At 28.0% G+C, this 20,051-nt stretch carries 15 protein-coding genes, 3 tRNA genes and 1 other annotated feature; of the genes, 16 read left to right on the top strand and 2 right to left on the bottom strand.

Annotated elements, in window-relative coordinates; genetic code table 11:
• Positions 1-123: 123 nt before the first annotated feature.
• The 14 genes from spoIIE (at position 124) to HMPREF1092_RS12090 (ending at position 14,213) form a co-directional block, all read left to right on the top strand.
• Positions 124-2,517 (top strand): stage II sporulation protein E, encoded by a 2,394-nt coding sequence (spoIIE, locus tag HMPREF1092_RS12155; protein WP_002598969.1) that lies wholly within the window; start codon positions 124-126, stop codon positions 2,515-2,517.
• A gap of 209 nt (positions 2,518-2,726) precedes the next feature.
• Positions 2,727-4,124 carry a tRNA lysidine(34) synthetase TilS gene (gene tilS, locus HMPREF1092_RS12150; protein ID WP_002598968.1) on the top strand — a complete coding sequence of 466 codons (1,398 nt, stop codon included), beginning with the start codon at positions 2,727-2,729 and terminating at the stop codon, positions 4,122-4,124.
• A gap of 5 nt (positions 4,125-4,129) precedes the next feature.
• Positions 4,130-4,669, top strand: coding sequence for a hypoxanthine phosphoribosyltransferase (gene hpt / locus HMPREF1092_RS12145; RefSeq protein ID WP_040414239.1), 540 nt, complete (start codon positions 4,130-4,132; stop codon positions 4,667-4,669).
• Positions 4,670-4,751: 82 nt separating this feature from the next.
• Positions 4,752-6,566 carry an ATP-dependent zinc metalloprotease FtsH gene (ftsH, locus tag HMPREF1092_RS12140; RefSeq protein WP_002598966.1) on the top strand — a complete coding sequence of 605 codons (1,815 nt, stop codon included), beginning with the start codon at positions 4,752-4,754 and terminating at the stop codon, positions 6,564-6,566.
• A 181-nt stretch (positions 6,567-6,747) separates the two neighbouring features.
• Positions 6,748-8,418: a formate--tetrahydrofolate ligase gene (locus HMPREF1092_RS12135; RefSeq protein WP_002598965.1), complete on the top strand. Its 1,671-nt coding sequence runs from the start codon at positions 6,748-6,750 to the stop codon at positions 8,416-8,418.
• Positions 8,419-8,540: 122 nt separating this feature from the next.
• A complete protein-coding gene (locus HMPREF1092_RS12130) occupies positions 8,541-9,320 on the top strand; it encodes a type III pantothenate kinase (RefSeq protein ID WP_002598964.1) in 780 nt (259 codons plus the stop codon).
• A gap of 6 nt (positions 9,321-9,326) precedes the next feature.
• On the top strand, positions 9,327-10,310 hold the full coding sequence (gene dusB / locus HMPREF1092_RS12125; RefSeq protein WP_002598963.1) for a tRNA dihydrouridine synthase DusB: 984 nt from the start codon (positions 9,327-9,329) through the stop codon (positions 10,308-10,310).
• A 260-nt stretch (positions 10,311-10,570) separates the two neighbouring features.
• A complete protein-coding gene (gene greA / locus HMPREF1092_RS12120) occupies positions 10,571-11,050 on the top strand; it encodes a transcription elongation factor GreA (protein ID WP_002598962.1) in 480 nt (159 codons plus the stop codon).
• A gap of 16 nt (positions 11,051-11,066) precedes the next feature.
• Complete coding sequence (lysS, locus tag HMPREF1092_RS12115) at positions 11,067-12,575, top strand: lysine--tRNA ligase (RefSeq protein WP_002598961.1); 1,509 nt, start codon at positions 11,067-11,069, stop codon at positions 12,573-12,575.
• A 200-nt stretch (positions 12,576-12,775) separates the two neighbouring features.
• A tRNA-Asn gene (locus tag HMPREF1092_RS12110) sits at positions 12,776-12,850 on the top strand.
• Positions 12,851-12,889: 39 nt separating this feature from the next.
• Positions 12,890-12,964 (top strand) — tRNA-Asn (locus HMPREF1092_RS12105).
• 37 nt (positions 12,965-13,001) lie between these two features.
• Positions 13,002-13,076, top strand: a tRNA-Asn gene (locus tag HMPREF1092_RS12100).
• Between the two features lie 121 nt (positions 13,077-13,197).
• A complete protein-coding gene (locus HMPREF1092_RS12095) occupies positions 13,198-13,914 on the top strand; it encodes an AzlC family ABC transporter permease (protein WP_002598960.1) in 717 nt (238 codons plus the stop codon).
• Positions 13,915-13,916: 2 nt separating this feature from the next.
• Entirely contained in the window at positions 13,917-14,213 is a 297-nt protein-coding gene (locus tag HMPREF1092_RS12090) for an AzlD domain-containing protein (RefSeq protein WP_002598959.1), read from the top strand.
• 132 nt (positions 14,214-14,345) lie between these two features.
• Here HMPREF1092_RS12090 and HMPREF1092_RS12085 read toward each other — a convergent pair whose 3' ends face one another.
• On the bottom strand, positions 14,346-14,804 hold the full coding sequence (locus HMPREF1092_RS12085) for an LURP-one-related family protein (RefSeq protein WP_002598958.1): 459 nt from the start codon (positions 14,802-14,804) through the stop codon (positions 14,346-14,348).
• A gap of 128 nt (positions 14,805-14,932) precedes the next feature.
• Positions 14,933-15,101 (top strand) — a binding site (T-box leader).
• A 68-nt stretch (positions 15,102-15,169) separates the two neighbouring features.
• On the opposite strand from HMPREF1092_RS12085, the gene HMPREF1092_RS12080 reads away from it, so the two are divergent.
• On the top strand, positions 15,170-16,570 hold the full coding sequence (locus tag HMPREF1092_RS12080; RefSeq protein ID WP_002598957.1) for a glycine--tRNA ligase: 1,401 nt from the start codon (positions 15,170-15,172) through the stop codon (positions 16,568-16,570).
• Positions 16,571-16,789: 219 nt separating this feature from the next.
• On the top strand, positions 16,790-18,166 hold the full coding sequence (murD, locus tag HMPREF1092_RS12075) for a UDP-N-acetylmuramoyl-L-alanine--D-glutamate ligase (RefSeq protein ID WP_002598956.1): 1,377 nt from the start codon (positions 16,790-16,792) through the stop codon (positions 18,164-18,166).
• Positions 18,167-18,325: 159 nt separating this feature from the next.
• Here the strand turns inward: murD and HMPREF1092_RS12070 are convergent, their stop codons facing one another.
• Positions 18,326-19,342: a DUF5050 domain-containing protein gene (locus HMPREF1092_RS12070; protein WP_002598955.1), complete on the bottom strand. Its 1,017-nt coding sequence runs from the start codon at positions 19,340-19,342 to the stop codon at positions 18,326-18,328.
• Between the last annotated feature and the right edge of the window lie 709 nt (positions 19,343-20,051).

Genomic DNA, 20,051 nt, shown 5'->3' with positions numbered 1-20,051 from the left:
TATAAATAAGTGAAATGTAATGAATAATGTCAATCGATTTTATAAAAATAAGGCATATAATGACAAGAAATTAATTTTATAGTTGATATAATTATATTACAAAAAATGGAAAGGGGATAATTTATGCAATATAAAATTAGTAAAGGGTTATTAAAAGAAAGAGGAAAATTTAATAGTAGAGAATTAGCGGTAGAGAAGATAGAACCATTAAAATTGTTTGGAACTTTTTTAGCTGTTTTCCTTTTGAGTAGAGTAGTGATTTATATAAATAAGGAAGATATTGTTGGCATGGCACCATTTGGACTAGCTTTTTTAATTTCTATGTTAAGAACTAAAAATGAAAGTAAAGTGTTATTTTGCTCTCTTGGAGCAATACTTGGATATATAACTATTGGACAAGAATTAGGAAACTCAGCTATTTACATAATAACTACTCTGATAACTTTAATGACATTCTATGTGTTAAATAAAAGAAATAAATATATAGGGATAAAGAGCGTTTTAAGTATATATTTTTTAGTTCAAATTATAAATTCAGTTTTAATAAATAAATATGATTTAAGTGCGAGTTTATTTGTATCACTTATATATACAGGAGTAGTAATACCAATATATTTTGTAATTAGATATGGGTTAGATTGTTTTGAAAATTATAATACTAATTATTATTTTAATATTGAAGAGTTGATTAGTATAGGAATAGTATTTTGTTTAATTATAGGAGGAATAGGTGATTTATCAATATTCAATATACATTTAAGAGAGATATTTTCAATTTTATTTATTATATCAATAGCTTATGTAGGAGGAGCTGCCAATGGAAGTGCTATAGGTATTGCAATGGGACTTATTCTTGGAATATCTAATGGAGCAATAGTTGAATGTGTGGGATTTTATTCGGTCTTAGGATTAGTAGCAGGTTTGTTTAAAGAAACAGGGAAAATTTTTTCTTTATTATCAGCGATTACAATATATATAATTCTTTCATTATATTCAAAAGGAAGTATAGATAATGGAATAGTAGAAATTTTAATTGGAGGTGCTGGATTTTTATTAATACCAAATAGAATATTAAATTGTATAGAAACGGAGATGAGTACAGAATCTAAAAATGAAGATTTAATTGAATTACACATGAACCAAATAAAAACTGAATTTTCAGAGAGAATAGAGGGGTTAGGAGAAGTTTTAAATAATGTATCAGAATCAGTTGCAAATCTATCAACTAATGAGGTGTTATTATATAAAGATAGAAGTACAGCTTTAGTAAATAATTTAGCAGATAGAATATGCTCAGATTGTAAAATGTGTAATAATTGTTGGAATACTCAATTTAATCAAACTTATAGTTGTTTTGAAAAAATAATAAGAGGTAAGGAGGAGAATTATTCAGTTTTCCCAGCGGAACTTGAAAAGAAATGTATGAGAAAATATGAGCTTTTAGGAGAGGTAGATAAATTAGTTTTAAGTATGAATGCAGAAGCTATAAATAGAGAAAAATTAGAGGAAGGTAGAAAAATTATTGCAGAACATATGAAGACTATGGCTGATAATGTGGGAAGAATATTATATGATTTTAAAAAAGATATAAGTATGTGTACAGATTTAGAAAAAACAATAAGAAGGGAGTTAAATAAAAATTCAGTACAATACAAAGATGTATTTTGTTTTACAGATAAAGATGGAAAAATGAAAGTAAAAGTTAATATGTCAAATTGTTCTGGATGTAGATATTGTTCAAAAAGTGTATTGCCAGTAGTAAATTCATTAGTTAAGAGACCTATGATGATAGGAAAAGATGGATGTAGTATAAATCCGAATAATAAAGATTGTACTGTAACAGTTAGAGAAATGCCTAAATATACTGTAAGCTCATATGTAGGTATGCGTGTAAAAGAAGGAGAAGATTATACTGGAGATACTTATAATTTTGGGAATGTAGCAAATGGAAAATATTTAACTATATTAAGTGATGGAATGGGATCAGGACCAGAAGCATCTAGAGAGAGTAAGATGACTGTTGATTTAGTAGAGAAATTTATTAATTGTGGTTTTGGTATTGATACAGCTTTAAATACTGTAAATTCAATAATGACAATGAAATTTGATGAAGATGAAAAATTCTCTACATTAGATATGAATACAATAGATTTATATAGTGGAAAAATATCATTTATTAAAGTTGGAGCAACAACAAGTTTCATAAAAAGAGGAAAGGAAATTATAAAAATTTCATCTAATATGCCACCTTTTGGATTGGTAGATAAAATAGAAGTAGATTCAATTGATAAGAGAATAAAAAATGGAGATGTTATTATTACTTTAAGTGATGGAGTATTAGATGTTGATAAAAGTAAAATAGGAGATAGTGAGTGGTTAGAGAATTATTTAATTAAAGCTGGAAGTAATCCTAAAGATTTAGCTATAGATATAATAGAGGAATCTAAAAAACTTAATAATGGCTCTATAAAAGATGATATGACGGTTATTGTATCAAAGGTACAAGCTTTATATTAGATAATATAGAATTTTAAAGTTATTTCGTTTTAATAGAATGCATATAAAATAAAGGTATTTATTTTTAAAGTATCTATTGAAAGCGGAATAACTTTATTTATTTTAAAAAATATAAATTATGATTCATTTAGTTATTTAAAAATATTGTGCAGATAAAGTTGTAATAAGGTATTATATATATTATAAATGCTTAATAGGAAGTGAATAATATGAAAAAAAAATTTATAAAATACATAGAAGATAATTCTTTGATAAAAAATGGAGATCATATTTTGGTAGCTTTGTCAGGTGGACCTGATTCTGTTTGTATGTTAAATCTTTTATGTAGTATAAGAGATGAATATAACTTAAAAATAGGTGCAGCTCATCTTAATCATATGCTAAGAGGAGAAGCTGCTAATGAAGATGAAAAGTTTGCTAAAGAAATGTGTAATAAATTAGGTGTTGATTTTTATAGTAAGAGAGTTGATATAGAGGCATATTCAAAGGAAAAAGGTGTTTCTACAGAAACTGGTGGTAGAGATGTAAGATATGCTTTATTTAATGAAGTTAGTAAAAAATATGGATATAATAAGATAGCCACTGCACACAATGCAAATGATCAAGCAGAAACTATTTTAATGAGAATGATGAGAGGAACTGGATTAGAAGGGTTATGTGGAATTCCTTTAATAAGAGATGAAATATATATAAGACCTATATTATGTATGGAAAGATGGGAAGTTGAGAAGTATTGTGAAGATTTTAATCTTAATCCTAGAATTGATAAAACAAATTTAGAGAATATATATACAAGAAATAAAATAAGATTAGATATACTTCCATATATGAAAGAAAATTTTAATAAAGATGTTGTTATGGCAATTAATAGAATGAGCAATATATTGTGGGAAGATAACAAATTCATAAATGATTTTTCAAAAGAAAAATTTAAAGAATATTGCCATAAAGAAAATGATGAAATAAAAATAAATAAGAATTTATTTAAGGAAAATAAAGCTATAATAAATAGAGTCATTAGAAAGGCTCTAACAGAAGTTTCAAAAAGCACATATGATTTTGAGCATAAACATATAGAAGAAGTAATAAACTTAGCTTATATTGGGACAAACAAAAAAATAGATTTACCTAATGGAATATATGCACAAAATGTTTATGGTGAAATAGAAATAAAAAAGAAAAGGGAAAAAATAAATATAAAAAAATCAGAAGAAGTGACTATTTTAAAAGAAGATTTAGATGGAAATTCAATTGATTTTAATAATTATGAAATTAAATTTGAAATTGTAAAATCACAAAAAAAATTAAAAATTACCAATAATGACTTAATTAAATATTTTGATTATGATAAAATTAAAAAGTATGTTATCATAAGGAACAGGAAAAATGGGGATAAAATAACTCCGTTGGGAATGAAAGGTAGTAAAAAGCTTAAGGATATTTTCATAGATATGAAAATTCCAAAAGAAGTTAGAGATGAAATTCCGCTTATAGTTTTTGATGATAATATAGCATGGGTATTAGATGTTAAATTATCTAATATATATAAAGTTACAAATGAAACTGAGAATATATTAAAAATAATTTACAAAAGGAAGGTATCTTAATTATGATGAGAGATGAAATTAAAAAAGTTTTATTTACAGAGGAAGATTTACAGTTAAAATGTAAAGAACTAGGTGAAAAAATTACTAAAGATTATGAAGGTAAAGACTTATTAGTTGTTGGAGTATTAAAAGGTTCAGTACTTTTTACATCAGATTTAATAAAGAATATAAAAATCCCATGTGAAATTGATTTTATGGCAGTATCAAGTTATGGAAATTCAACAGAATCATCAGGAGTAGTTAGAATATTAAAGGATTTAGATAATGGAATAGAAGGAAAAGATGTTTTAATAGTAGAAGATATAGTTGATACAGGTAATACTCTTTCATATCTAAAAATATATTTAAATGGAAGAGGAGCGAATAGTGTAAAAATTATAACATTATTAGATAAGCCTGAAAGAAGAACTGCTGAAGTTGAAGTAGACTATATTGGATTTGAAGTTCCAAATGAATTTATAGTTGGATATGGAATTGATTATGCAGAAAAATATAGAAATTTACCTTTTGTAGGAATACTAGATGAGAAAGTATATTCAAAGTAATAATTGAGTATATATTTGTATCGTTGTTTTTATAGAAAACCAGATTTAAAAATAAAAAAATACTGAGAAGGGAGGAACTTGAATGAAAAAATATTCAAGTGCAGCAGTTTGGGCAGTACTTATAATAGTTATAGTAGCTGCTGCTGTATTAGTATGGGAAACCGGCAATAAACCGCAGTTAGTTCCGTACAGTCAATTCCAGCAGATGTGGAATGATAATGGTATAAAGAGTTTATATGTTCATGATGATGGAATGACAATAGATGGTGTTCAAACAGATGATAAAAAATTTATAACATATGCTCCACAAGAAATGCTTTCAAATTTAATGACTAAATCACAAAAATCAAATGTAAAAGTAGAATTTGAACCACCTTCAAATACTAGTGCTTGGCTTGCAATAATACCAAGTATAGTAATGGTTGTTTTATTCTTAATAGTGTTATTTGTATTGACACAGCAATCTCATGGAAATAATAGTGGCGGTGGAGGCCGAGGTGTTATGAACTTCGGAAAAAGTAGAGCTAAAATAGCTTCACCAGATTCTAAAACTGTAACATTTAAAGAGGTTGCAGGAGCTGATGAAGAAAAGCAAGAGCTTGCAGAAATAGTAGATTTCTTAAAGGATCCTGAAGTTTATAATCAAATGGGAGCAAGGATACCAAAAGGTGTACTTTTAGTAGGACCTCCTGGAACAGGTAAAACTCTTTTAGCTAAAGCTATTGCAGGAGAAGCTGGTGTTCCTTTCTTCAGTATTTCTGGTTCGGATTTCGTAGAAATGTTTGTTGGGGTTGGAGCCTCAAGAGTAAGAGATCTTTTTTCTGAGGCTAAGAAAAATGCTCCTTGTATAGTATTTATTGATGAAATAGATGCAGTTGGAAGACAAAGAGGAGCTGGACTTGGTGGAGGCCATGATGAAAGAGAACAAACTTTAAATCAACTTTTGGTTGAAATGGATGGTTTTGGAGAAAATGAAGGAATAATCATGATAGCAGCTACTAATAGAAGAGATATTCTTGATCCAGCACTTTTAAGACCTGGAAGATTTGATAGACAAATATTAGTTGGTGCTCCAGATGTTAAAGGTAGAGAAGAAATATTAAAAGTTCATACTAGAAAAAAACCTTTAGCTGAAGATGTAAGATTAGATGTTCTTGCAAAAAGAACACCTGGATTTGCTGGGGCAGATTTAGAGAATTTAACTAATGAAGCTGCACTTTTAGCAGTAAGAGAAGGTAGAAAAGAAATAACAATGAATAACTTAGAAGAAGCAATAACTAAGGTTATGGCAGGGCCAGAAAAGAAAAGCAGAGTTATAAGTGAAAAAGATAGAAATCTTACAGCTTATCATGAAGCAGGTCATGCAGTTGTTATGAGAACTTTAGAATTCTCTGATCCAGTACATGAAATTAGTATAATTCCTAGAGGAATGGCTGGTGGATATACAATGCACTTACCAGAAGAGGATAGATCATATACTTCTAAATTAAGGCTTAAAGATGATATGGTAGGACTTTTAGGTGGAAGAGTTGCAGAAGCTTTAATTTTAGGAGATATAAGTACTGGAGCTAAGAATGATATTGATAGAACAAGTGCTATAGCTAGAGCAATGGTTATGGAATATGGAATGAGCGAAAAACTTGGAGCAATTTCATATGGGTCAGATCAAAATGAAGTTTTCTTAGGAAGAGATTTAGGAAAGAATAGAAATTTCTCAGAAGAAATAGGTGCTGAAATTGATAGAGAAGTTAAGCTATTAGTTGATGAAGCTTATATGAGAGCTGAAAAAATTCTTAAAGAAAATATAGATAGACTTCATGCAGTTGCAAAGGCTTTACTAGAAAAAGAGAAAATTGATGGTGAAGAATTTGAAAGAATTTATAGTGAGGCCATGTAATATTAACCCTTAAGCTTATGCTTAAGGGTATTTTTTATCATAAATACGAATTATTGCGTAAAAATTATAAATAATATTCGAAAAAATAGGTTTGAAATGAAAAAATTAGATGATATAATAAGTTAAAAGTGATGAAATTAAATGAAAAGGTGAACAATAAAAAAGAAAAGAGGGGTTTGAAATGAAGAGTGATATTCAAATAGCTCAAGAAGCTAAAATGGAACATATATTAAAAATCGCAGAGAAAATAGGATTATCTGAAGATGATATAGAGATGTATGGGAAAAATAAATGTAAAATATCTTTAGATGTTTTAGAAAAAAATAAAGATAAAAAAGATGGTAAATTAATATTAGTTACTGCAATTAATCCAACTCCTGCAGGAGAAGGTAAGTCAACAGTTACTGTAGGATTAGGGCAAGCTCTATGTAAATTAGGAAAAAAAGCAAGTATTGCTTTAAGAGAGCCTTCATTAGGACCGGTATTTGGAATAAAAGGAGGAGCAGCAGGTGGAGGTTATGCACAAGTTGTGCCTATGGAGGATATAAATTTACATTTTACTGGGGATATGCATGCTATAACAGCAGCGAATAATCTTTTATGTGCGGCTATAGATAATCATATACATCAAGGAAACGAACTTGGATTAGACTCTAGACGAATTACATTTAAAAGAGTTATTGATATGAATGATAGAGCTCTTAGACAAGTAGTTGTTGGAATGGGCGGGAAAATAAATGGATTTTTAAGAGAAGATGGGTTTATGATAACTGTTGCATCAGAAATTATGGCTATTCTTTGTTTAGCAAATAGTTTAGAAGATTTAAAAGAAAGAATAGGAAATATAGTTATTGGGTATAAGTTAAATGGAGACCCAGCTTATGCTAAAGAAATTGGAGTAGTTGGTGCTATGGCAATGTTAATGAAAGATGCTATAATGCCAAATCTAGTTCAAACTTTAGAAAATACTCCAGCTATTATCCATGGAGGGCCTTTTGCTAATATTGCTCATGGATGTAATTCTATTTTAGGAACTAAAATGGCACTTAAACTTAGTGACATTGTTGTAACAGAAGCAGGGTTTGGAGCAGATTTAGGAGCAGAAAAATTTTTAAATATAAAATGTAGATATGGGAATTTAAATCCAGATTGTGTTGTTATAGTTGCAACTATAAGGGCTTTAAAACATCATGGTGGATCTTCAAAAGATGAATTAAATATTCCAAATGTTGAAACTTTATCAAAAGGGATTTCAAATTTAGAAAAACAAATTGAGAATATAAAGAAATTTGGAGTTCCTGTTGTAGTAGCAATTAATAAATTTGTTTCTGATAGTGAGGAAGAAATAGCATTTATAAAAGATTTCTGTGAAAAAAATAATGTTAAAGTAGCTCTTTCAGATGTATGGGCAAAAGGTGGAGAAGGTGGAATAGACCTTGCTAACGAAGTTATAGAAATTTTAGAAAATGAAAAATCAAACTTTAAAGTTTTATATAGTGAAAAAGATAGTATAAAACAAAAAATATTAAAAATAGCTAAAGAAATATATGGAGCTAATAGTGTAGATTATGATCAAGTTGCATTAAAACAAATAAATGAACTTGAAAAATTTAATTTAGATAAACTTCCAATATGCATGGCAAAAACACAGTATTCTTTATCAGATAACCCGAATTTACTAGGAAAACCTTCTGATTTCAATATAAAAGTAAAAGAGGTAAAAGTTTCTAATGGAGCGGGATTTATAGTGGTTTTAACAGGAAATGTTATGACTATGCCAGGACTACCTAAAGTACCAGCTGCAAATAAGATGGATATATTAGAAAATGGGAATATAGTAGGCTTATTTTAGGATGTTAAAGCCTTGACAAATGGTATGGAATTGTTAAAATTAATATTGTTAAAAACAAGTGATTTTATCCAAATAAAAGCAGCTAAAAAAGCTGCTTTTAATTATATTAAGGTGGTGCTTTTATGATTTTGCTTGTGGATGTAGGGAATACAAATATTGTTTTGGGAATACATGATAAAGATAAATATATAGCTGGATGGAGAATTTCAACTGATTCTAAAAAAACATCAGATGAGTATGGAATACAAGTTTCTCAACTTTTCCATCAATTTGGATTAGATATGAAAAAAGTTGAAGGGATTATAGTTTCATCTGTAGTGCCTAATATTATGCATTCTCTAGAAAATATGATAAAAAAGTGCTTTAATAAGGAACCTATTATTGTAGGACCTGGAATAAAGACAGGAATTAATATTAAATATGACAACCCTAAGGAAGTTGGTGCAGATAGAATAGTAAATGCTGTAGCAGCTTTTGAAATATATAAAAAACCAAATATTGTAATAGATTTTGGTACAGCAACTACTTTCTGTGGAATAACAGAAAAAGGAGATTACTTAGGAGGGTGCATAGTTCCAGGAATAAAAATATCAGCAGATGCACTTTTTGAAAGAGCAGCAAAGTTACCAAGAATAGAGCTTGAAATTCCTGAGACTGTTATTTGTAAAAATACTATCAAAAGTATGCAAGCAGGTATTTTATTTGGATATATTGGGCAGGTTGAATATATAGTTAAAAAAATGAAAGAAGAAATGAAGCGTAAGTGTAAAGCAGATCCAATTGTTATAGCTACAGGTGGATTAGCAAATCTTATAGCTAAAGAAACAGATGTAATAGATATAGTAAATGGCGATTTAACTCTAGAGGGCTTAAGGATAATATACAATAAGAACAAGGAGTAAAATAAAATGAAAATAGGAAATATAGAGTTTGAAAATAATGTATTTTTAGCACCTATGGCTGGAGTTACAGACATATCTTTTAGAGGTCTTTGCAAAGAGCAAGGTTGTGGATTAGTATGTACTGAAATGGTAAGTGCAAAGGCGTTATATTACGGAAGTGAAAATACGAAAGCTCTTTTAAGAATTGCAGATGAAGAAAAGCCAGTTGCAGTACAAATATTTGGAAGTGATCCAGATATAATGGCAAAGGTTGTTGAGGAACATTTAAATAAAATTGATGAAATTTGTATAATAGATATAAATATGGGATGTCCTGCGCCTAAAATAGTAAAAAATGGGGATGGTTCAGCATTAATGCTTAAACCTTTTTTAGCTGCGGAAATAGTTAGAAAGGTTAAAGCTGTTTCAACAAAGCCTGTTACTGTTAAATTTAGAAAAGGTTTTGATGATGAACATATAAATGCAGTTCAATTTGCCAAGCTTATGGAAGAAGCAGGGGCTGATGCTATAGCAATACATGGAAGAACAAAAAAACAAATGTATGAAGGAGTAGCAGATTGGGATATAATAAGACAGGTTAAAGAGAGTGTTTCCATACCTGTAATAGGAAATGGTGATGTATTTACACCTGAGGATGCTATAAAGATGAAAGAACAAACTAATTGTGATGGAATACTTATTGCAAGAGGAAGTATGGGAAATCCTTGGATTTTTAAGCAAATCGAAAAAGCGTTAAAAGGTGAAGAAGTACCAGAAGTTACACCAGAAGAAAAAATAGATATGTGTATAAGACATTATGAGCTAGCTTTAAAATATGATGGAGAAAAGAAAGCTGTTAGAGAAATGAGAAAACATGCTTCTTGGTACATAAAAGGATTAGCTAAATGCACTGATATAAGAAACGAAATAAATAGATTAGATGACAGTAAAGAAGTAATAAAAAGACTTAGAGAATATAAAGAAGAACTTAAAACTATCAATAGAAAATAAATCAAAAATAATTGTTATTTAAAATAAAATGAAAAATTCTATTTAAAATATAGTGGATTTTGTTTTTAAGGGTATTATTATATAAAAACTGGATATATAATAAGTAATATACTATTAGTGAAACATAGTCATTTAATTGACATATTATAAAGGCTGCTTTATAATGTCCTAAACGCATTATTAAAAAAATAACTAAATTATAAATGAAATTAATAATATATTTTGAATAAATTACCATGATGATTGAAGGGGAGTTAAATATGAGTGAAAAAAAATTTATAATGACTTATGAGGGTGTTCAAAAGCTAGAGGCTGAGTTAGAATACTTAAAAACTGTAAAAAGAAAAGAGATAACTGAGAAAATTAAAGTTGCTTTAGGATATGGAGATTTAAGTGAAAACTCAGAATATGATGAAGCTAAGAACGATCAAGCTTTTACAGAAGGAAGAATAATTCAATTAGAAAACATGCTTAAAAACGCTGAAGTAGTTGATGAGGCAGAAATCCCATCAGATATAGTTTCAGTGGGATCAAGAGTTAGAGTTAAAGATTTTGATTTTGACGAAGAAGTTGAATATACAATAGTAGGTTCAGCAGAAGCAGATCCAATGGAGTTTAAAATATCAAATGAATCACCAGTAGGTGCTGGACTTTTAGGAAAAAAAGTTGGGGAGATTGTTGAAATCGCTATTCCAGACGGCGTAAGTAAGTTTGAAATATTAGAAATAAAAAGATCATAGTGTGGAGGTAATGTAAATGTTAGAGGATGAAATGAATACACAAGAATTAGAGGCTCAATATAGTGAACAAGAGGCTTTAAGAAGAGAAAAATTAGTAGAACTTCAAAATCAAGGAAAAGACCCATTTGATGTATATAAAGTAGAAAGAACACATACATCAAAAGAAGTAATTGATAATTTTGAAGAGTTAGAAGGAAAAACAGTAACAGTAGCTGGAAGAATCATGTCTAAAAGAGGGCAAGGTAAAGTTGTATTCTCAGATATTCATGATAGAGATGGAAAAATTCAATTATTCATCAAAGTTGATTTAGTAGGAGAAGAAACATTAAAGGCATACAAAACATATGATTTAGGAGATTTTGTAGCTGTAACAGGAGAAGTTTTCAAAACTAAAACTGGAGAAGTTTCAATAAAAGCATCAAGTATTTTATTAACTTGTAAAGCATTAAAACCATTACCTGAAAAATTCCATGGATTAAAAGATCCAGATTTAAGATATAGACAAAGAGAAGTAGATATAATAACTAACCCAGAAGTTAAAGATACATTCTTAAAGAGAACTAAAATAATAAAAGCAATTAGAGAATACTTAGATAATAGAGGATTCTTAGAAGTAGATACTCCAATATTAGCAACAATAGCTGGTGGAGCTGCTGCTAGACCATTTATAACTCATCACAATACTTTTGATATAGATATGTATTTAAGAATTGCACCAGAGTTATACTTAAAAAGATTAATAGTTGCAGGATTTGAAAAAGTTTATGAAATGGGTAAAAACTTCAGAAATGAAGGTGTTTCAATAAGACATAACCCAGAATTTACGTCAATTGAGTTATATGAAGCATATTCAGATTATAATGATATGATGGAAATTACAGAAAACATGATTGCATATGTTTGTGAAAAAGTAAATGGTACTACTAAAATAATGTACGAAGGAACAGAAATAGATTTAACACCTCCATGGAGAAGATTAACTATGGTTGATGCTGTTAAAGAATATGCTGGAATTGACTTTAATACAATAGCGAGTGATGAAGAAGCACAAGCTATAGCAAAAGAAAAGAATTTAGAATTCCCTAAAGCGCTTGATAAAGTAACTAAAGGGGAAGTTCTTAATATGTTATTTGAAGAATATGGTGAATCAAACTTAATTCAACCAACTTTCTTAATTGATTATCCAGTTGAAATTTCACCTCTAACTAAGAAGAAGAGAGGGAATGAAGCTTTCACAGAAAGATTCGAAGGATTTATATTTGGTAGAGAAGTTTGTAATGCATATTCAGAACTTAATGATCCAATAGTTCAAAGACAAAGATTTGAACAACAAGCTAAAGAAAGAGAATATGGAGATGATGAAGCTTACATGATGGATGAAGAATTCATGAGTGCTTTAGAAACAGGAATGCCTCCAACAGGTGGACTTGGAATTGGTATAGACAGAATGATAATGTTCTTAACTGGTTCATCATCAATTAGAGATGTTATCCTATTCCCAACTATGAAACCAATAAACAAATAATTTGAATAAAAAAGAGTATTCTTTAAGAATACTCTTTTTTATTTATATTAAAGAATAAATAGGATTAATTTTCATAATTTTATTAAAAAAGGTAAGCAAATAGCTTGTTTCATAGATGTTTACAAAATTATATATAAAAAATTTAAAAAAGTACTTGCAATTTATAAATAATTCTATATAATAATTAGTGTACTAAATATTCCGCGATAGCTCAATGGTGGAGCACTCGGCTGTTAACCGATAGGCTGGAGGTTCGAGTCCTCTTCGCGGAGCCATTTTTAATTCATTTAGTACAAATCAAATAAAGATAATATTCCGCGATAGCTCAATGGTGGAGCACTCGGCTGTTAACCGATAGGCTGGAGGTTCGAGTCCTCTTCGCGGAGCCATCTTTAATTCAATTATTACAAATTAAATAAATAATATTCCGCGATAGCTCAATGGTGGAGCACTCGGCTGTTAACCGATAGGCTGGAGGTTCGAGTCCTCTTCGCGGAGCCATTTGAATTTTAAGTAGTGAGGGATCACTACTTTTTTTAATGCGTAAATTAAATAAGTAAATATTTGTAAAATAAAAAATGAATGTTAAAATATAATTATAATCAATATAAAGGGAGAAGAAATGGAAGGGGTAGAAAATTTAAAAGTAGAGAGTTATTTTAGAGAGGGAATAAAAAAAGGAATACCTATTGGACTTGGATATCTATCTGTATCAATAACTTTTGGTATGATAGCTGCAAGAGGTGGATTAGATGTTTCTACAGCAGTTTTAATATCAATGACTAATTTGACATCAGCAGGTCAATTTGCAGGAGTGGATTTGATTTTAAATAATGCAATATATATGGAGTTAGCATTAACAATATTTATTATAAATATAAGATATGCACTAATGTCATTTGCAATCTCACAAAAATTAGAAAAAACATCTCTTATAAAAAGAATGATAATAGCATTTGGAATAACAGATGAAACATATACTTTAGCTTCTGTAGAAGAAGGTAAAATAAATTATAAATTTATGTTTGGACTTATATTAATACCTTATTTGGGTTGGGCTGTAGGAACTTTTATAGGAGCAATAAGTACAGAATTTATGCCAGCTAATCTACAAGATGCTTTAGGCATAGCTTTATATGGTATGTTTTTAGCTATAATAATACCAGCAGGTAAAAAAGATAAAAATATAGCATTAGGAATAGTAATATCAATAGTATTTAGTTTTATAATATTCTATTTTCCTTATTTGAATAAAATATCAAGTGGTTTTTCAATAATAATATGTTCCTTAATTGGGGCTTTGATTATGGCAAAATTAAAACCTATAATGGAAGAATAAATATGTATTTAATAATTTCATTAATAATATTAGCTGTAGTAACATATATACCTAGAGTTATTCCACTTATTATAAATAAGCAAATAGAATCTAATTATATAAAGTCTGTGCTATACTACATGCCATATTGTGTTTTAGGATCTATGACATTTCCAACAGTATTTTATAGTACTGAGAATATTTTATTTTCCATTATAGGGACTATAGTGGGGATATGTTTAGCTTATAAAGGTAAGAGTCTAATTCAGGTAGCTATGGGAAGTGTAATTATAATTTATATTATGAATTTAATATTTTAATAAACTAAAAATTTATCTGGAGGTAAATTTAAAATAAATAGTAATTAATTAATTGATTAATTTATAGATTTAGAAAAGAATATCATATGAATAAAAGATAGCAAGTGCTATCTTTTTTTTATTTAAAATATTTTAATTGCTATATTTAATATAAATAATAAAGATTAATATTAGAATTAAAGATAATTCTTTAAATTTATCACTTTCAACAATTATAGAATTATTTTCAGAATAAACTTTTCCAATTACAAAATCATTATTTTTTAAAATAAGATAGTCAGCAGATGAAAATTCACCATTAGCTGTAATTTTTCCTAAGTGATATATTAAATTAAATTGTGATTTCGTAGAAGAAATTAAAGTTTCACTAATATAACCATAAGATTCATTTGCACGAAAAATTTCAAAAATTTCATGGTGATTAACTTTATGTTTTTTTAATTTAAATAAGATACTTCCATTAATATTTTTAAGTTTTATAGTATCTGAAAAAAGAAGATGAGTTTTTTCTATAGAAAAACATTTATTATTGTAATTATCATATACAAGAAACCCATCTTTAATTTCTTTTGTATCTAATATATATTTCATAATAATTTCTCCTTAGTAATGATATGTTATATTATAATATTATATAGTAAGTACAAACACTCTATACAATAATAGATAAATACATATTGACATATAAAAGTCTTTTGGTAAAATTAATATATAATTCAATATATACGATGATAAAAGAAGAGTAGCTTTAAAATTATTTTTAGAGAGATAGTGGTTGGTGAAAATTATCAATAAATTAAAGTGAAGGGAGCTTTTTAGTATATTTAATTAAAGTTGGGCTTTAGCCAAGAAGGGTGGAACCGCGGAATAGAAAATTTCGTCCCTTTAAGTGCTTAAGGCTTTTTTTATTGTAAAAAATTATATTTTAAATATATAGAAGTAATGGAGGAATTAAAATGGCAGTAGAAAAGACTATGGATAAAATAGTTGCACTATGTAAGAGCAGAGGATTCATATTCCCAGGTTCTGATATATATGGTGGACTTGCAAACTCATGGGATTACGGTCCTTTAGGAGTTGAATTCAAAAATAATGTTAAAAAAGCTTGGTGGAAAAAATTCGTTCAAGAAAGTCCATATAATGTAGGAGTAGACTGTGCAATATTAATGAATAAAGAAGTTTGGGTTGCATCAGGACACTTAGGTGGATTCTCAGATCCATTAATGGACTGTAAGGATTGTAAATCAAGATTTAGAGCAGATAAATTAGTTGAAGATCATATGACAGAAAGTGGAGTAGAAGTAGCTTCAGCTGATGGAATGTCAAATGAACAACTAAAAGCATATATTGAAGAGCACAATATAGTTTGTCCTAAATGTGGAAAAATGAATTATACAGATATAAGACAATTCAATCTTATGTTTAAAACATTCCAAGGTGTAACTGAAGATGCTAAAAATGAAATATACTTAAGACCAGAAACAGCTCAAGGTATATTTGTAAACTTTAAATCAGTTCAAAGAAGTACTAGAAAGAAAGTTCCATTTGGTATAGCTCAAATAGGTAAATCATTCAGAAATGAAATAACACCAGGAAACTTCACGTTTAGAACAAGAGAATTTGAACAAATGGAATTAGAATTCTTCTGTAAACCAGGAACAGATTTAGAATGGTTTGATTACTGGAGAAATTATTGTTGGAAATTCTTACTTAACTTAGGTGTTACTGAAGAAAACTTAAGATTAAGAGATCATGGTGAAGAAGAATTATCATTCTATTCAAATGCAACATCAGATATAGAATATTTATTCCCATTTGGTTGGGGAGAACTTTGGGGAATAGCAGATAGAACTGATTATGACCTTAAAAAGCATGCAGAACATTCAGGGCAAGATTTAAGCTACTTAGATCCAACAACTAATGAAAAATATATACCATATTGTATAGAACCATCATTAGGAGCAGACAGAGTTGCATTAGCATTCTTAGTAGATGCATATGATGAGGAAGATTTATCAACTGAAGATAAAAAAGATTCAAGAGTAGTTATGCATTTACACCCTGCTTTAGCACCATATAAAGCAGCTATATTACCACTATCTAAAAAGCTTTCAGAAAAAGCATTAGAAGTATATGCTGATTTAGCTAAGAAGTTCAATATTGAATATGATGAAGCAGGAAGCATAGGTAAGAGATATAGAAGACAAGATGAAATTGGTACTCCATTCTGTATAACTGTAGATTTTGATACTGAAAATGATGGAGCAGTTACAGTTAGAGATAGAGATACAATGAAACAAGAAAGAATAAAAATAGAAGACTTATCAGCTTATATAGAAAAAAGCTTAGAGTTTTAATTAACTAGCAGCCTATTATTATAGGCTGCTATATTTAAGATATAGAAAAATTTATATATTTTAAATATGGCAATTTTAAAATAGTTTTAAATTAAATATATACTAAATTTAAAATACTGAAAATAAAAAAATATAGTGTTATAATTAGAAATAAATGGGACAAAATTAAAAATAGTTCATATTATTAATGTTAAAAGTAGTAATTGTGGAGGATTTAACATGAAAAAAGATTTTAATGAGTTTAAACAATTTATAAAAAATAAAAAAGTAGGAGTAGTAGGAATTGGAGTAAGTAATATTCCGCTAATTAATTTTTTAGTAGAATTACAAGCAAAAGTTACTGCTTTTGATATAAAGAATGAAGAACAACTAGGAGATGTTGCAAAAGATTTTAGAAATAAAGGCGTAAAATTATCATTAGGAGATAATTATCTAGACTCATTAACAGGATTTGATGTTGTATTTAAAACACCATCAATGAGAATAGATAGTGAGGCATTAGTTAGAGTAGCTAAAGAAGGCGCATACATAACATCAGAAATGGAAGAGTTCGTAAGATATTGTAAAGGTAAGATATTTGCAGTAACAGGAAGTGATGGTAAAACAACAACTACTACAATGATATCAAAACTTTTAATAGAACAAGGATATAAAACTTGGGTTGGAGGAAACATAGGAACACCATTATTTTCTCAGATAGAAGAAGTTAAAGAAGAGGATATGGTAGTATTAGAACTTTCAAGTTTCCAATTAATGACTATGGATTTACCAATAGAAGTAGCTGTTTGTACAAATTTAGCCCCAAATCATTTAGATATGCATAAAGATATGCAAGAATATATAGATGCTAAGAAAAATATATTCTTATATGGAAAAGAAGATGGAATAGTTATATTAAATAGAGAGAATGAAATAACACATTCATTTATACCAGAAGTAAAAGGGAAAGTTCTAGAATTCAGTTCAAAAAATGTGATTGAAGATGGAGCATACTATAAAGATGGAAAATTATACTTACAAGGAAAAGAGGTAGTAGAAAAAAATAATATAGTTCTTAAAGGAATGCATAATGTAGAAAACTATTTAGCAGCATTCTTAGCTACTAAAGATGATGTAAGTATAGAATCTATGAAAAAAGTAGCAGAAACATTTACAGGTGTGGAACATAGATGTGAATTAGTAAGAGAGATAGATGGAGTTAAATATTATAATGATTCAATAGCTTCAAGTCCAACAAGAACTCTTGCAGGACTTCATGCATTTGATACAAAAGTTATATTATTAGCTGGTGGATATGACAAGCATATTCCATTTGCACCATTAGCAGAAGAAGGATATAAATATATAAAAGAATTAATAGTAATGGGAGCAACTAAAGAAAAAATAAAAGATGCTTTCCACAAGTTAGAAAAAGAAAAAGGAATAAAAGTTTCTATAAGAGAAGCTAAAGATTTACAAGATGCAGTAAATATAGCAAGAGAAATAGCTGTAAAAGGAGATATAGTTACACTTTCTCCGGCATGTGCATCATTTGACATGTTCCCAAATTTCGCAGTAAGAGGAAACAAATTTAAAGAGATAATACAAAGTTTATAGTAGATATTAAAAATGATAGAAATAAATAACGATTAAAATATATAAGGAACTGTTATAGAAATAACAGTTCCTTAACTTTTACAGCAAAATTAATTTAAAGTAATATTAAAATTTTAGTTTTATATCAATAAAATATTATCAACTAATAAAATTTAATATTTAAGGAGTAATTAAATACCAAGCACTATTAACATCAATTCCCTTTCTATAGAATATTCCTTTTTCAGATATATAGAAATCATTTATACTATCATTAATAATAATGCTTGTATTAAATTTGTTTTTATTTAAATCAATATTTATACTTTTAAGTTTATTAAAATCATTAATATCAATAAATAGAAGCTTATTTTTATAAACTGATATATTTCTAGCAGATATAATAGCAACTCTTCTTGTATCCATTGTTTCAGGATCTAAATAATATAAATAGTTGTTATCAGAAGAATTTATAAAATATAATTTATCATTATAAACAGCAAAACTCTCAACAGAATAATCAAGTAATTTTTCATTTAATGATCCATCTATAGTAACTCTATAAAGTTTATATTTGTCATCTGCATTTTGATATAATATGTTGTTTCCATTAACTATAAATTTGCCGACTTTATTAGAGGTTATTTTATTAGATATATTATCTATAGGGTCATAAGTGAATAGTTCATTTGTTTTATAATCTACATAATATATTCTTACATTATCATTGCAAATATCTCTAACAGATTTATTATTTATTTTAGTCACTTGTTTATTTGTTAGATTAATTTTAGAAAAATTATAATTATCATTTCCATTAGCAAAAAAAATTTCATTATGTAATAAAGTCATAGAATTGGTAGAGTATTCGAAAAATTCACCAACAGATTTATTTGTAATTTTAAAATTTTTATTTGAAAAATTTATAAGTGAAATTTTATTATTGTTGTCCCAATTTGGAAAATATAAAATAGAATTATTTAAAATAAATGGGGATGTAGTAACAGAAGTTTCTGTTAATAAAAAATTTTTATTGTTTTTTTTATTTGAAACTTCTTTTTTTTCTTTGGAGTAATCAATAGTATTTATAGAATTTAATGATGAAGAAATATTTTTTTCATCAGAATTATCTTTATTACAACCAAATAAAAAAATAGACATTAAAGTAAATAAAGATAATATAAATAATTTTCTCATTTTACCCTCCTAAAAATTACAATATATATGTATATATTATATACTAAAAATGAACTATATTAACAAAAATAGTTTTAAAAAAGAAAAAATAGTGATAACTTTTCCAGGCGTATCATTATAAGAAAATAAAAGAAAATAAAAGATAAATAGAGATATATATGAATAAATTTATTTAATATAGAAATAATAGGGATATATAAAAGAATAATCATGTTACTATAATACACGTCCTCAGGAAATGAGGCACACAACTTGAAGAAATTCTTCAAAACAACTTAAAAAAGTTGTTGACAAAGAAAAGTTCAAGTGATATTATAATAAAGCAGTCGAAAGACAGCTAAGATCTTTGAAAATTGAACAGAATAATATATAAGCAAACTTAAACCAACAATTCTTTTATAAGTAAGTTTTAAGAGCTAAAAGATTAAACTTTTTATTGAGAGTTTGATCCTGGCTCAGGACGAACGCTGGCGGCGTGCCTAACACATGCAAGTCGAGCGATGAAATTTTCTTCGGAAAATGGATTAGCGGCGGACGGGTGAGTAACACGTGGGTAACCTGCCCTATAGAGAGGGATAGCCTTCCGAAAGGGAGATTAATACCTCATAATATCCTAGTATCGCATGATACATGGATTAAAGGAGCAATCCGCTATAGGATGGACCCGCGGCGCATTAGCTAGTTGGTGAGGTAACGGCTCACCAAGGCG

Origin of the sequence: Clostridium thermobutyricum (assembly GCF_000371465.1) — a bacterium.
GTDB classification, from domain to species: domain Bacteria; phylum Bacillota; class Clostridia; order Clostridiales; family Clostridiaceae; genus Clostridium; species Clostridium thermobutyricum.
The sequence above is the reverse complement of the archived record's forward strand: the minus strand, read 5'-3'. Positions and strand labels throughout refer to the sequence as shown.